The organism is Sorangium sp. So ce1335 (assembly GCF_051521615.1).
In the GTDB taxonomy this organism is placed as follows: Bacteria; Myxococcota_A; Polyangia; order Polyangiales; family Polyangiaceae; genus Sorangium.
Map to the genome: position 1 here is coordinate 2,648,202 of NZ_CP150363.1, position 14,203 is coordinate 2,662,404.

A 14,203-nucleotide genomic window follows, 5' to 3' on the forward strand; every position below is an offset into this window, starting at 1 on the left:
CTGGAGCGGTTGGGGCAGCGCTGGAGCGGTTTCTGGCAGTCGGGCAGCGCTTGACCAGCATCGGGCCCGCCTGCCGAACGTCCGATTCGGACGCATATCACTCGTCCAAATTCTATCGACCAACGGTATTTCTACTGTCCAGATCAGGGAGCATGTCTCATATTTTTCATCACCGTGACCGATGCAATCGCTCGCTTTCTGGCCTCGACGGACGAACGCCTTCTCCACGAGCCTGGACACCAGAGGAGCGCTCCGTTCACGTTCGGTCGTTACGAGGTGATCGGGGAGCTCAGCTCCGGCGGAATGGGCGCCGTCTACCTGGCGCGGCAGAAGGGACCTGGCGGGTTCGGCCGCAACGTGGCGTTGAAGGTGATGCTCCCGGACCTGGCCAGGAAAGTCCCCAACGCCGCCAGGATGTTCGTGGAGGAGATGCGCGTCCTCGCGAGCATCGACCACAACAACGTGGTTCGAATCCTCGATTTCGGCGAGGAGCAGCAGGTCCTTTACATGGCGATGGAGCACCTGCCGGGCGTGACCCTCTCCTCGCTCCGGGCCCAGATCGGGGCCGCGGGGCGCGCCTTCCCGCCGGATCTCGCGGCCTCTCTCCTCGCCCAGGCGTGCCGGGGGCTCCACGCGGCGCACGAGCTGCGCGACGAGCTGGGCAATCCGCGCGGCCTCGTGCACCGCGACGTCACCCCGCAGAACATCATGTGCTGCAAGGACGGTGCGGTGAAGATCATCGATTTCGGCATCGTCTGGGCCAAGGACCGGCTCGTCGAGGCCACCTCCTGCCCTCAGCTCAAGGGCAAGCTCGCGTACATGTCGCCGGAGCAGACCGCGGCGGCGTCGCCGCTGACCCGGAGATCCGACGTGTTCTCCGTGGGCGTGATCCTCCACGAGCTCCTGAGCGGCCAGCCGCTGTTCCGGCGCGGTACCGACGTCGCCACGATCATGGCCGTCAGGGAGGCACCCGTCCCCTCCCTGCGCGCCCTGCGGGGCGATGTGCCGCCGCGGCTCGATGATCTCGTGCTGCGCACGCTCGCGCGCGATCCCGCGCTGCGGCCGGAGAGCGCTGCCGCCGTCGCGGACGAGCTCGCCGCCATCGTCCGGGAGGCCGGCGGGCGCTTCGCCCATCCCGAGGCCGCAGCCCGCTGCCTCGAGTCGCTCGGGGCGAGCCTCGCCGCCCGCCCCCCGAGGCCCCTTGGCCAGGCGCCCTGGTTCGCGAGGGTCCCGCGCGCCGCGCCGCCGGCACCGGCGGCCGCCCCGGCCGAACACCGGGCCGTGGCACCGGCGGTCCTGCCGGTCGATCCCTGGGCGACGACGCAGGAGCCTGACGGCCTGCTGGAGGTCGTCGCTCCGCAGGACGGGGCGTACAGGGATTTCGCGCTGCCCGATGGGCGGCGGCTCGTCCTCCAGTCGCTCGCGCTCGACGAGCGTCTCCGCGTCCCGACGCCGCTCGTCTTCGCGGCCGCTCCGGCGCTCCTGCCGACGCCGCTGCTCGTGTCGCCTCGCCCGAACGCGCTCTACATCGAGGTGGACCGGCGCGCCGTCCTCGCCGGAGGGCAGCGCGCGAGCCTCTACCACAACGCCGCCGACCCATCGACCCGCGTCGAGGGGCTCCAGATCCCCGAGTGCGCGCGGCACATGAGCTTCGATGTGGGGCACCGCCGCGCGCGGGTGCAGCGGATCCTCGTCGGCAGCACGGCGGCGCGCGGCGGCGCGCGGCGGGCCGTCGTGGAGATCGCGCCCTTCCACGTCGAGATCGCCACCGACAAGGCCCCAAAGCAGCTCGTGGTCCTGTCGGCCGTGGATCCCGCGGACGGGGCGATCCACCTGGCGTGCGTGAGCATCTCCTGAGCCCTCGCGGCCTCGCGCACGGCGAACCCCTGAACATGAGGTGATGAGCATGCTGACACTGGTACAGACGCCGGAGTCGACGCAACCGATACCGCCCGGAGCAGCCGGAGGCCCTCCGCAGGGCGCGCCGCCGCGAGCCCCGCTCCGCGGCGCACCGCCGGGCGCGTCGCTGAGCGCCGTCCAGGCCAACGTCAGCTATCAGTTCCTCATCAACCAGGAGCCGAGCGGCGGCTGCGTGCCGATCGAGCTCGGTCAGGGGAAGTTCGCCAAGGTCTACAAGGGCAAGCAGCTGAGCGCCGGCCAGCACGTGCGGTTCGTCGCGATCAAGGTGCTCCACGATTTCGCGAAGAACGCCGAGGAGCGCCTCTTCAAGCAGGAGATCGAGCTGCTCAAGGAGATGACGGCCGACGTCGGCGTGAACGTGGTCAGCACCCTCGACATCATCCAGCTCGAGCCGATGGTGATGTGCGGCTGCGGCAACATCTATCACCCTGCCTGCCCGAAGGGGTGCGGGGTTCCCCTGGTGCGCAAGGACAACTCCACGGAGAGCCACCCGGCGCTGCACTGCGAGGCGTGCGGATACGAGCTCTCGGGCCGCTACATCAACGAGCAGTTCTTCGAGCTCCTCGAGTACCCCGCGAAGATCTGCTGCCCGCAAGGGCCCAACGCCAGATCCGGCAGGATCCTGAACTTCGTCGATCGCGAGGCGATCGTGATGGAGCTCCTCGAGGAGAGCCTCGTCGACTTCGTCGGGCACCGCCGGGGCGACCTGCAGGCCCTGTGCGCGCGGTACGGCCAGCCCTGGGTCGAGCTCGATGGGCGGGCCCAGCGCGGCGAGCCGTGGCACAGGCGGGCGCGCACCTGGATCGAGGACGTGTGGCGGCAGGACCGGCCCCATGTCCTCTTTCAGAAGGCGATCCTGCTCGAGAAGGTGCGGATGATGGTGGAGATCGCCGAGTCGGTCGCCTGGCTGCACGGCGAGAAGAGCATCGTGCACAAGGACCTCGCGCCCGACAACCTGATGATCTGCCCCGCCAGCCGCGAGACGGCGGATCGGCAGCGCGAGGCGACGATGGACTTCGAGGATGTGCTCGAGGACATGATCAGCTCCCCACGGTTCCACGTCCGGGTGATCGATTTCGGCCTCTCCGACAAGAACGAGCTGACGCGCAGCTGGTACGAGGAGGAGGTCGCCGGCGGGAGCATCAAGCACCCCTTCCTCTCGCCCGAAGCCTGCCGCCACAGGTTCCGCATCGTGCAGCCGCTCACCTTCGAGGGGGATCGCTTCCGGATCCCGAAGCCCCTCGCGACGGACCTGATGGAGACCGACCTCCTGACCGACGATCGCGACCAGCGGCACAACCATGATCTCGAGATCATCCGGATCGAGCGGGACCAGTCGAACGGCGAGCTCGTCGCCTCTTTCCGGGGCGAGCCGCCGCTCAACGACAAGAACCAGCAGTTCTATCTCGTGCGTCGGCTCGGCGAGGCGCACGACCTCTATGCGGTCGGCGCGCTCTTCTACTTCCTCCTGACCGAGCAGCAGCAGGACGTGGAGGCGCTCGGAAAATTCGTGGGCTCCCTGGAGGACGTGCCCCTGCCCCTCACGCCGGGCGCGCTGGCGAAGAACGACTATTACCTGAAGCGCCGCAACGCCATCCCCGAGAAGTTCTGGCAGGACGAGCTGATGGTGCTGATCCTCCGTGCGATGGTGCGCGGACGGCCGGAGAGCCTCAAATCGAGCCGCATCGCCCGAGATGCGACGGCGGCGCGACACCTTTTGCGGGAGACCAAGAAGATCTATCACGGGATCCAGCAGGAGATCCTCTCCGCGGCGCGCGTCGCGAAGCTCCAGCGGATCCTGCTCATCGGGGCGGCGGTCTCCTTCGGGGTGGTGATCTGCTTGACCGTGATGCTCATCGCGGTGACGCGCCACAATGGATGAGCAGCCGTCGGTCGTGGGGTACTTCGGCCGAAGGAGGGGTCTCTTGAACCGCCAGGACGCCAGGGACGCCAGGTAAACACAAGGCTGGCGGGCTCGGCCGCGATGCGCCGCGGCGCCGGGCATCGGATGCCGTGTGGATGCGCAACGAGCAAAGATGAGGTCCGGCGCCCGCCGCCGGCTCGCGGCGCTGCTGGTCGCGGCGCCGCTCCTCTGCGCGGGCTGCAGCAGGCTGCCCGCCCGGGTGGCCGTCGCGCGCCGGGCAGAGCCGCGCGTCCGCGCCGTCGTGGAGGCGCACGCCGCCGCGCGGCCGGCGCCGCCGCGCGCGGGCTCGGTGCCGCTGCTGCTCGTCGCGGACGGCGGCGACGGCGCGACCGCGCGCGCGCCCGAAGAGCGCGCGCCACGCGCGAGCGCCGCGCCGGCAGCGGCGGTCGTCGTCTCGGCGGCCGTGCCGTTCGCGCCGGGCGCGCTGCGCGACGTGCGGCTCATCCGCCTGCGGGACGGGGGCGGCGCGCCGGTCCCGCTGCGCGCGAAGCCGCTCGCCGGTTGGCCCCAGGGCCGCTCGATCCGCAGCGCGCTCGTCGCCTTCCGCGCCGCGCTCTCGCCGGGCGAGCGCGCGATCTACACGCTCGAGTATGGCGCCCCGGCGCTTCCCCCGGAGGGCATGCCAGGGCAGCGGGCCGACGCGCCGGGGCAGCGGGCCGGCGCGCCGGGGCAGCGGGCCGGCGTGCCGGAGCAGCGGGCAGGCGCGCCGATCACCCAGGGCGCCCAGGTCGCGCAGGGCGCCGTGCTCGACGAGGCGCTCCTGCCGAACCCGGACGGGCCTGTCGCCGCCGTGCTGCCGCCGTCGTGGTACGCGGCGAGCCAGGTGTGCGGGCCGCAGCTGCCCGCGATGGACGACCGCCGCTTCCCGGGGTTCGAGATCGGAATCGAGCGCGGGCTCGACCGCATGTCGCCCGCGTACGATTCGTACGGCGTGAGCTGCTCGGGCCCGCACCGCACGTACTACGACGGCCCGCACGCGCTCTACCAGCGCTTCCTCCGGAACGGTGACGCCGTCCGCTACAGGCGCGCGCGCGCCGAGGCCGTCTGGTACAGGCAGCACGAGCTCCGGTTCTCGCCCGACCGCCGGCTCGCGATCCACGTGTGCGAGACGGAGGCCTGGAGCCCCGAGAAACCGCTCGCGTGGCACGCCCTCCGGCGCATGCTCGGCCAGGGGATGCTCGACGACTACCTGCTCACCGGCGACCCGGCGGCAAAGGAGGCCGTCCTCGCGATGGGGGAGGCGCTCCGGATGAACCTCGCGGCGCTCACGGGCGGAACCGGCGGAACGGGCGCAACGGGCGCGACGGGCGCAACGGGCGCAAAGGAGGACGTGCTTCGCGCGACCGAGCGCAACATGGCCTGGGCCATGATGACCCTCGCGAGCTCGTACGCGCTCGACCCCAGGCCAGAGGTGCTCGCGGCGCTGCGCGGGCTCGCGGATCGCACCGTGGCCTGGCAGCAGCAGGGCGCGTCGGGCGCGTTCGAGCACGACCTCTACCGCGCCGACCCGTCGGAGTGCGAGCGCGGGCCGCGCGGCGGCTCGCCGTTCATGACCGCGCTGCTCGTCGACGCGCTCATGGAGTACCACGCGCTCACCGGCGACCCGCGCGTGCGCCAGGTGGTCGCGCGCGCGGCCGGCTGGCTCGAGGAGCGCGCGATCACCTCGGACCGGCGCGCCTTCCGCTACCTGTGGGGCTGCGAGACCGACCCGTACGACGACAGCGGGACCGCCGACCTCAACCTGCTGATCGTGCCCGTGTTCGGCGCCGCCTACGCGCTGACCCGCGACCCGCACTGGATCGCCGTGGGGGACGAGCTCGCCGACGCCGGCGTGAAGGCGATGCGGGTCAAGCAGCCAAAGCACTGGAACCAGGCGATGCGCGGGTTCGGGCGCTACCTCGGCTACCGGGCGCAGCTCCCCGGGCTCCAGCGCGTCGACGCGCGCTGAAGCGCGCGGCGCGGCGTCAGACGCGCGCTGAAGCGCGCGGCGCGGCGTCAGAGGTGCGGAGCGCCGTCGCCGGCCTGCCTCAGCGCGTAGCCGATGCCGCTCTTGAGCGTGCCCTTCGTGACGACCGCGCCGAGATCGATGCCCAGATCGATGAGCGTCTGCGCCAGCTCGGCCCGGATGCCGGTGATCACCGTCCTCGCCCCGAGCAGGCGAAGCGCCGTCGCCGTGCTCATCAGCGTGCTCGCGACCTCGGAGTCGAGGACCGTCACGCCGGTGACGTCGATGATCACCACCCGCGCGCGGTTCGCGTGGACGCCGCTCAGCGCCGCCTCGAGCGCCTGCTGCGCCCGGGTGCAGTCGATCGTCCCGATGAGCGGCATCACCATGATGTGATCGGTGATCGGGATGAGCGGCGTGGAGAGCTCCGCCAGGCGGGCGTTCTGCGCCTGGATGATCTCCGCCTGGAGCGCCGCGCGCGCCTCCTCGGCCCGCGCCCGCTCCACGAGCTCCTGCTCCAGGCGCTCGTTCGTCCGGCGCAGCTCCTCGGTCTGGCGCGCGACCTCGGTCTCCAGGCGCTCGTTCGACCGGCGCAGCGCCGCCGCCATCTCCGCCTGCTCCGCCTGCGCCTGCCTGAGCCCCGCGAGCGCGCGCTCGAGCTCGGCCGTGCGCTCCGCGACCCGCTGCTCCAGCTCCTGGGTGAGCCTCTGCAGCGCCGACTCCGCCGCGAGGCGCTCTTCCACCTGCGCCGCCAGGCTCTTCGTCAGCTTCCTCAGCTTCGTGTGCACGCGGACGCGCGCGAGCAGCTCCTCGTCCAGGAACGGCTTGGCGAGGTAATCGACGGCGCCGAGGTTCAGGCCCTTCACCCGGTCTGCGGACAGATCCGTGCTCGCCGTCATGAAGATGACCGGGATCGCGCTCGTCGCAGGATCGCCCTTGAGCCGGCGGCAGGTCTCGAATCCATCCATCCCATCCATCTTCACGTCGAGCAGGATGAGATCGGGCGTCCCTTCCTTCGCGAGCCGGATCGCGCGTACGCCGTCCACCGCCACCGCGACGTCGAAGCCCGAGCCCGTCAGGGTGTCGGACAGGAGCCCGAGGTTCCTCGGGTTGTCATCCACGATCAGTATCGTTCCGGCTTCACTGGCATCCATCTTCACTCCTTCAAGACGCGCGCGACCGCATGTCGCCTCCCGCGAGCGCGCCGCCCAACGTCGTCAGTCGCGTAAGTGCTGCTTGATGAAGTCTTCCGCCGCATCCATCCTGAAATCCTTCATCAGGTGGCGCAGGTGCCTGGAGAACGGCGCGAGCTTCGGGTCGGCCCGAGCGAGCCTGTCGAGGTGCTTCTGGAGCTGGTTGTGGAGCCCCCTGTGCGCGAGATCGAAGAGGGCCCGGAGCTCCTCGGCGGCGGGGACGACCGCGGGGGGATCGGCGCTCTCGAGCGCCTCGGGCGCGCGCGATCCGGGCGGCGCGTCCGCGGGATCATCGCCCGCGCCGCCCGCGCCGCCCGCGTCGCCCTGCGGCTCGTGGACCCACACGAGCCCGAGGTGCTGCTCGAGCTTGTCGAGGAGCTCCTCGAGCTGCACAGGCTTCGGCAGGAAGTCGTCCGCGCCCGCGGCGAGGCTCTTGTGCTGGTCGGCCAGGAAGACGCTCGCGGACGACGCGAAGATCTTGAGGCCGGCCCGGTCCGGCGCTCGCCGGAGGAGCTGGATGAGCTCCCAGCCGTCGATCTCGGGCATCGCGAGATCCGTGATCACCAGGTCGAACGCGCGCGCCGACGCCGTCTCGAGGCCCTCCTTGCCGTTCGTGGCCTCCGCCGTCTCGATCCCGACGGACGCGAGCATCGCCACGAGCACGGCGCGGTTCTCCGGCTGATCGTCGACGACGAGGACCGTCCGCCGCCTGCCCTCGTGACCGACGATCGCCGCCTTCGGCCGCTGCGCCGCGGCCTGCGTCCGGCGCGAGGACTCGGCGAGGGTGACGTCCATCCAGAAGACGCTCCCCTTGCCGGGCTCGCTCTTCACCTCGATCGCGCTGCCGAGGAGCTTCATGATCCGCTGGCTGATCGCGAGGCCGAGCCCCGTGCCCTCGACGCGCCGCTTGCCCTCGCTGCCCTGCTTGAACGGCAGGAAGATGTGGTCGAGCTGCTCGGGGCGGATGCCAGGCCCGGTGTCCTCGATCTCGAAGCGCACCCGGTGCGCCCGGGCCGGCGCGTCGTGGCCGGCGCTCGAGTCCCGCGGCCCGCCGAGGTGCGGGCGCTCGGCGCCGCCGAGGTGCCTCACCGTGAAGGTGACGCTGCCCTTCTCGGTGAACTTCACGGCGTTGCCGAGGAGGTTGATCAGCACCTGCCTGAGCCGCCGCTCGTCGGCGTGCACGTCGGCGGGGAGATCGGGATCGGGCCTGTAGACGAGCGAGATGCCCTTCTGCTCGGCGCGCACGCGGCAGATCTCGGCCGTCGAGCGCAGGAAGGAGGGGAGGTGAAAATCGCTCGCGTGGACCTCCATCGTCTGCGCCTCGATCTTCGCGAGATCGAGGACGTCGTTGATCAGCGTGAGGAGGTGAGATCCGGATTGATAGATGACGTCGAGCCCGCGCCGGTCCTGGTCGCTCATGCCCCGGGAGCGGCGGAGGATCTGCGCATAACCCAGGATGCCGTTGAGCGGGGTCCTGAGCTCGTGGCTCATGTTGGCGAGGAACTCGCTCTTCGCCTTGTTGGCGGCGTCCGCGGCGATCTTCGCCTCCTTGAGCTCGGCCGTGCGCTGCTCGACCCGCTCCTCGAGCTCCTCGAACGATCCGCGGATCTGGCGCGCCATCCGGTTGAACGCCTCGGCCAGCGTGCCCATCTCGTCGTGCGATCGCACCTCGACCGCGGTGTCCAGCTTGCCGGCCGCGAGCTGGGAGGCGGCGTGCGCGAGGCGGGTGATCGGCCTCGTCAGGAGCTGCGCCATGACGACGGCGGCCGCCGTGACGATCGCGGCGATCACCGAGGCGAGCAGCAGCGCGTCGCGCGTCGTCTTCGCCTCGATGGGGCCGAGGAACGCCTGCTCCGGCCGGATGAACGCGACGGTCCACGGGGGCTTCTGCATGCCCTCGAACGCGCTCACGCGCGCGAAGGCGACGACGCTCATGTCGTCGGTCACGGCGGTCCGGGTCCGCAGGAAGCGCGCCGCCGTCGTTCTCGCGTCCTTCTCCTGCTCGAAGCGGCGCAGGCCCTCGTCGAAGCCCGGGAGCTCCGTGGACAGCTCGGCGGCGGCCCTCTCCGGGAGGCGCCGCTCCGCCTTGAGCTGCTCGACGACGGCGGGCGCGAGCGGCGCGAGCGACCTGAGGACGAGGTCCGGCGAGCGGCCGTGGGCGAGGCGGACGTGGTGCTCGTCGAGGAGGACCGCGAACGCGTCCGACTCGGCGAGGAGGCGGGTCTGCTCCAGGATGATCCGCTGGACGGCGGACAGGTTGTAGACGCACCGGAGCACGCCGATGGTCCGCTTCTTGTTCGCCGCGTCGCGGATCGGGCTGCTGAAGACGAGCTGCGGCACCGCGCCCGCGAACACGACGGACGAGGCGTAGGGCAGGCCCGTCTCCACGGCGCGCACGAAGTAGTCCCGCCGCGACTCGTCCCTGTCGGCGGGCGCCTGGTTCGTGTCGAGGATGTTCTGCCCGCGCTCGTCGAGCAGCGCATAGGAAAGGATGTTGATCGTGTCCTTCCGGATGAGCCCTTGCAGCGTCCTCGACGCGAACGCGTGCTCCTCGGCCGCGGTCTTCCGGGCCTCGTCGCCGAGGCTCAGGTAGCCGGTCAGCCCGGGCAGGCGCGCCTCGACGCGGACGGCGTCCAGGTTGCTCTCGATGAAGTCGTCGACGCTCGTCGCCGCCTGCGACGCGGCCGCCGCGAGCGCCTGGTGAGCGCCCTCGGTCATCACCGTCTCGTTCGTCCGCTTGTTCAGGAAGGTGAGGATCGAGAGCGGCGCGAGCGCGACCGTCAAGAGCGCCACCACGAGCTTCAGCCGGAGGGTGAACAGCGGGGGTTTCTGCTGCGTCGGGCGGCTCATCGCGTTCGTTGCGTCTCCGGTGGGGCGGCTGTCCCTGCGCGCGGCGCCGGGGCGATCACTCGGCCTTCTCTGGGGGAGGCAGGAAGGACGAGTCGAAGATCCGGTGGATGTCCGGGCGGCGGCCGAGCTGCCCGTCCTGCACGAGGAACTCGACGTGCTTGTCGACGAGCCAGGCCAGCGAGGTGGGGTCGTTGCCCGGCGCGAACCTCTGCCGGACCTCCTCCAGCGAGAAGAACTCGTAACCCTCCGTGCTGATGTCCGCGGCCGGGATGTTCAGCGCCTTCGCGATGATCTCGTTGCCCTCCTGCGGGTGCGCCTTCCAGTAGTCCACGGCCTGGAACCAGGCCCGGAGGAAGGCGCGGACGTCGTCCGGCCGGTCGCGCAGCACCGAGGCGCGGAAGATCGTGAAGTCGGCGAACAGGCCGGGCGTCTCCTTGCTCGAGAAGATCACCTTGGCGCCGGAGCTCGCCCCCTGCGTCGCGTAGGGCTCCCAGGTGTGGCCTGCCTGGATCGTGTTGTTCTGCAGGAACGGGATGACGTCGGTCTCGCGCGTATTGACGAGCGTCACGTCGTCGAGCGCGAGGCCGTTCCTCTCGAGCATCTCGCCGACGAGCATCTCGCCCATCGCGCCGGTCTTTGCCGCGATCCGCTTCCCCTTGAGATCGGCGATCGTCTGGATCTCCGGCCGCGCCATGATGACGTCGGCGCCCGCGGTCTGGCCGGAGTAAAGGACGACCCGCACGTCCGGCTCCTTCGCGAGGACGCGCACGACGACCTCCATGGTCCACGGCAAGCCGTCGACCTTCCCCGCGGTGAAATCGGAGATCATGCCGTACAGGTCCGGATTGAAGAGGAGCTCGACGTCGACGCCCTGCTGATCGAAGAAGCCCTTCTCCTCGGCGATCGACAGCGGGAAGTACCCGAGCCAGTAGCCGTGGCTGAAGCGGAGCGGCGGGCGCGCCCCCTCGCCGCGCGCGCCGCTCGCGCCGCTCGCGCCGGGCGACGGCCCGGGCTCGCACGCCGCGACGAGAAACAACGCCGCGGCGGCGAGCCGGCCGAGGGGGCGTCGCATGGCCGATGTCCTCATGATTCTTTGGGAATCCTCCGCGCGCCGCCGGACGCCGGAGACAGCTGGCCAGCGTCGCGGCGGCGGCCCGACGGCGAGAACTCGTACATGTTGGGCAGCCTACCATGAGCCTGGCGAGCGCCGCGACGCCGTACGACGGGGCGTCCGTGTTTTGCCGCGGCGCGGCCGATCTCCCGGTCCTCACGGCGGACACCCGACCAGCCATCGAGAGCGCGCGTGGGTGATCGGGCGCAGGTGTACGTCGAGCGACGGCACGAAGGAGCGAATGCAAAGAGCAAGAAGACGAGGTGGCGAATGGGAACAAGGAACAGCAGTGCATTGCAGTATTGCAATTCGAACGGGCCACGAATAGCCTCGAATCTCCGCGCCTCTTGTCCTCCCGTCATCGCAATCGTTTCGAGGAGACCCTCACTTCCGGAGGTGGCCATGGCCCCGGTTTCTTTCGCGCGTCCATTTCTCGCCCGTCTCGTCGCGGCTTCGGCGCTGCTCGCGTGCCTCACGGCCGGCAGGTCTGCCGAGGCGGAGTCGCCTTTCACCCTGTTCGAGAGCGGACACGTGCGTCCGCTCGCGCTCTCTCCCGACGGCAAGCTGCTCTTCGCCGTCAACACCCCTGACAATCACCTCGAGGTGTATCGCGTCAAGCCCCATGGCCTCGAGCACCGCGCCACCATCCCCGTCGGCCTCGAGCCGGTGGCCGTGGCGGCGCGGAGCGATACGGAGGTCTGGGTCGTCAACCACCTGTCCGACAGCGTGAGCGTCGTCGAGCTGACCGACGGCGCGCACACGGGCCGGGTCGTGCGGACGCTGCTCGTGGGCGATGAGCCGCGGGACATCGTGTTCGCCGGGCCCGGGAAGGGTCGCGCCTTCATCACGACGGCCCACCGCGGCCAGAACGTGCCGTACGATCCGCAGCTCACGACGCCGGGCGTCGGCCGCGCGGACGTGTGGGTGTTCGACGCCGGCGACCTCGGCGCGACGCTCGGGGGCACGTCGCTCACGATCGTCACGCTGTTCAGCGACACCCCGCGGGCGCTGGCGGTGACGCCGGACGGCAGCAAGGTGTATGCGGCGGCCTTCCACTCAGGAAACCGCACGACGGCGATCCACGAGGGCGTTGTGCCGAACGGCGGGGAGGCGGCGGGCGGCGTGCCCGGGCCGGCGACGAATTTCGAGGGGATCCCGCACCCCGAGACGGGGCTCATCCTGAAGCACGACGGCGCCCACTGGGTCGACGAGCTGAATCGGAACTGGGACGACTACGTGCGGCTGTCGCTGCCCGACAAGGACGTGTTCGTGATCGACGCGAACGCGAGCCCGCCGGCGCAGCTCCCCGGCGCCGCGGGGTTCTATGCCGGCGTCGGCACGATCCTCTACAACATGGCGGTCAACCCGGTGAGCGGGAAGGTCTATGTCTCGAACACGGAGGCGGGGAACGAGAAGCGCTTCGAGGGGCCCGGCATCTTCGCCGGCCACAGCGTTCGAGGCCACCTCCACGAGAGCAGGATCACCGTGCTCGACCCGGCCGGCGGCGTCGCGCCGAGGCACCTCAACAAGCACATCGATTACGAGGCGTGCTGCGCGCCGCTCCCGAACGCCGAGAACGAGAAGAGCCTCGCGCTGCCGCAGCAGATGGCCGTGACGAGCGACGGCGGCACGCTGTACGTGGCGACGATCGGGTCGTCCAGGATCGGGGTGTTCAGCACCGCCGCCCTGGAGAACGACACCTTCACGCCGAGCGCGGCGAGCCACATCGCGGTGCCCGGCGGCGGGCCGACCGGGCTCCTGCTCGACGAGGCGAGGGATCGGCTTTACACGATCACGCGCTTCGATAACGCGATCTCGGTCATCAGCACGGTCAGCAAGTCCGAGGTGGCGCACGTGCCCATGCACAACCCCGAGCCGCCGAGCGTCGTCGCCGGCCGGCGGTTCCTCTACGACGCGACGTTCTCGTCGAGCCACGGGGACTCGGCGTGCGCGAGCTGCCACGTGTACGGCGACTTCGACAGCCTGGCGTGGGATCTCGGGAACCCGGACGAGGCGGTCGTGGACATCCCGGGGCCGTTCGAGTCACACCCGCTGGATTTCGGGATCCCCGACACGCACCACCCGATGAAGGGGCCGATGACGACGCAGAGCCTCCGCGGGATGGCGAATCACGGGCCGATGCACTGGCGCGGCGATCGGACCGCGGGCGCGGAGGAGCCGAGCGCGCACCCGGACAGCGGGACGTTCGACGAGGTGGCGGCGTTCAAGAAGTTCAACGCGGCGTTCACGGATCTCGTGGGGAGGAGCGAAACGATCCCCGAGGCCGACATGCAGGCGTTCGCCGATTTCATCCTGCAGGTCACGTATCCGCCGAACCCGATCCGGGCGCTCGACAACTCGCTCACCCCGGCGCAGGCGGCGGGGCGCGACTTCTTCTTCAACGCGGTGTCCGACTTCAGCGAGGAGGGCACCTGCGTCTCGTGCCACGTGCTCGACCCGCACGCGAACGAGGAGTTCGGCGTCGCCGCGCCGGGCTTCTTCGGGACCGACGGGCGGTACACGTTCGACCTGGAGACGGAGGCCTTCAAGTCGCCGCACTTCCGCAACCTGTACCAGAAGGTCGGCATGTTCGGGATGAGGGACAACGAGCTCTTCCCCGGCAGCGACGATCACGTGGGCGACCAGGTCCGCGGGTTCGGCTTCAACAACGAGGGCGGCGTCCCCACGCTGTTCCGCTTCGTGAGCTCGATGACCCCCGACATGGGGTTCAACGAGTCGCCGCTCACCCCGGGCGGGTTCCCGGCGGGGCCGCAGGGCGACGTGATGCGGCGCGAGCTGGAGCAGTTCCTCCTCGCGTTCGACAGCAACATGGCGCCCATCGTGGGACAGCAGGTGACGCTCACGAAGGGCAGCGAGGCCGTCGTCGGGCCGCGGATCGACCTGCTGCGCGCGCGCGCGGACGAGGGCGAGTGCGACCTCGTCGTGAAGGGGCTTCACAACCATGTGCAGCGGGGCTTCGTTTACGTCGGCGCGGGCCTGTTCGTCGGCGACCGGATCGACGCGCCGCCGATCACCGACGCCGCGCTCCGGCAGCGGGTGTGGAACAAGAACAGCGAGCTGACGTACACGTGCGCTCCCCCGGGCTCGGGGGTGCGCATCGGGATCGATCGCGACGGCGACGGCTACCGCGACCGGGACGAGCTGGACGAGGGCAGCGACCCGGCGGACCCGGCGAGCACGCCGTGATGTGAGAGAGCGGGCCGGCGCCGCGCTCCGGGGCGCGGATTCCGACGAAGAGC

At 70.6% G+C, this 14,203-nt stretch carries 7 protein-coding genes; 4 read left to right on the forward strand and 3 right to left on the reverse strand.

Features of this window, described 5'->3' with window-relative positions; genetic code table 11:
• Window positions 1-174: 174 nt before the first annotated feature.
• The 3 genes from WMF24_RS09865 to WMF24_RS09875 all read left to right on the forward strand — a co-directional run bounded on the left by WMF24_RS09865 (window position 175) and on the right by WMF24_RS09875 (window position 5,792).
• Window positions 175-1,857, forward strand: a complete 1,683-nt coding sequence (locus tag WMF24_RS09865) for a serine/threonine protein kinase (protein WP_437736123.1) — start codon at window positions 175-177, stop codon at window positions 1,855-1,857.
• Between the two features lie 49 nt (window positions 1,858-1,906).
• Entirely contained in the window at window positions 1,907-3,802 is a 1,896-nt protein-coding gene (locus WMF24_RS09870; protein ID WP_437736124.1) for a protein kinase, read from the forward strand.
• Between the two features lie 154 nt (window positions 3,803-3,956).
• The gene (locus WMF24_RS09875) at window positions 3,957-5,792 is read left to right on the forward strand and encodes a hypothetical protein (protein WP_437736125.1); all 1,836 of its coding nucleotides are present in this window, start codon (window positions 3,957-3,959) and stop codon (window positions 5,790-5,792) included.
• Between the two features lie 47 nt (window positions 5,793-5,839).
• Here WMF24_RS09875 and WMF24_RS09880 read toward each other — a convergent pair whose 3' ends face one another.
• From WMF24_RS09880 to WMF24_RS09890, 3 genes are all read right to left on the reverse strand, one after another.
• Window positions 5,840-6,910, reverse strand: a complete 1,071-nt coding sequence (locus WMF24_RS09880) for a response regulator (protein WP_437736126.1) — start codon at window positions 6,908-6,910, stop codon at window positions 5,840-5,842.
• A gap of 96 nt (window positions 6,911-7,006) precedes the next feature.
• Window positions 7,007-9,832, reverse strand: a complete 2,826-nt coding sequence (locus WMF24_RS09885) for an ATP-binding protein (RefSeq protein WP_437736127.1) — start codon at window positions 9,830-9,832, stop codon at window positions 7,007-7,009.
• Window positions 9,833-9,887: 55 nt separating this feature from the next.
• On the reverse strand, window positions 9,888-10,904 hold the full coding sequence (locus tag WMF24_RS09890; protein WP_437736128.1) for an ABC transporter substrate-binding protein: 1,017 nt from the start codon (window positions 10,902-10,904) through the stop codon (window positions 9,888-9,890).
• Between the two features lie 441 nt (window positions 10,905-11,345).
• Here WMF24_RS09890 and WMF24_RS09895 point away from each other — a divergent pair, with 441 nt between their 5' ends.
• A complete protein-coding gene (locus tag WMF24_RS09895) occupies window positions 11,346-14,150 on the forward strand; it encodes a hypothetical protein (RefSeq protein WP_437736129.1) in 2,805 nt (934 codons plus the stop codon).
• Window positions 14,151-14,203 lie beyond the last annotated feature (53 nt).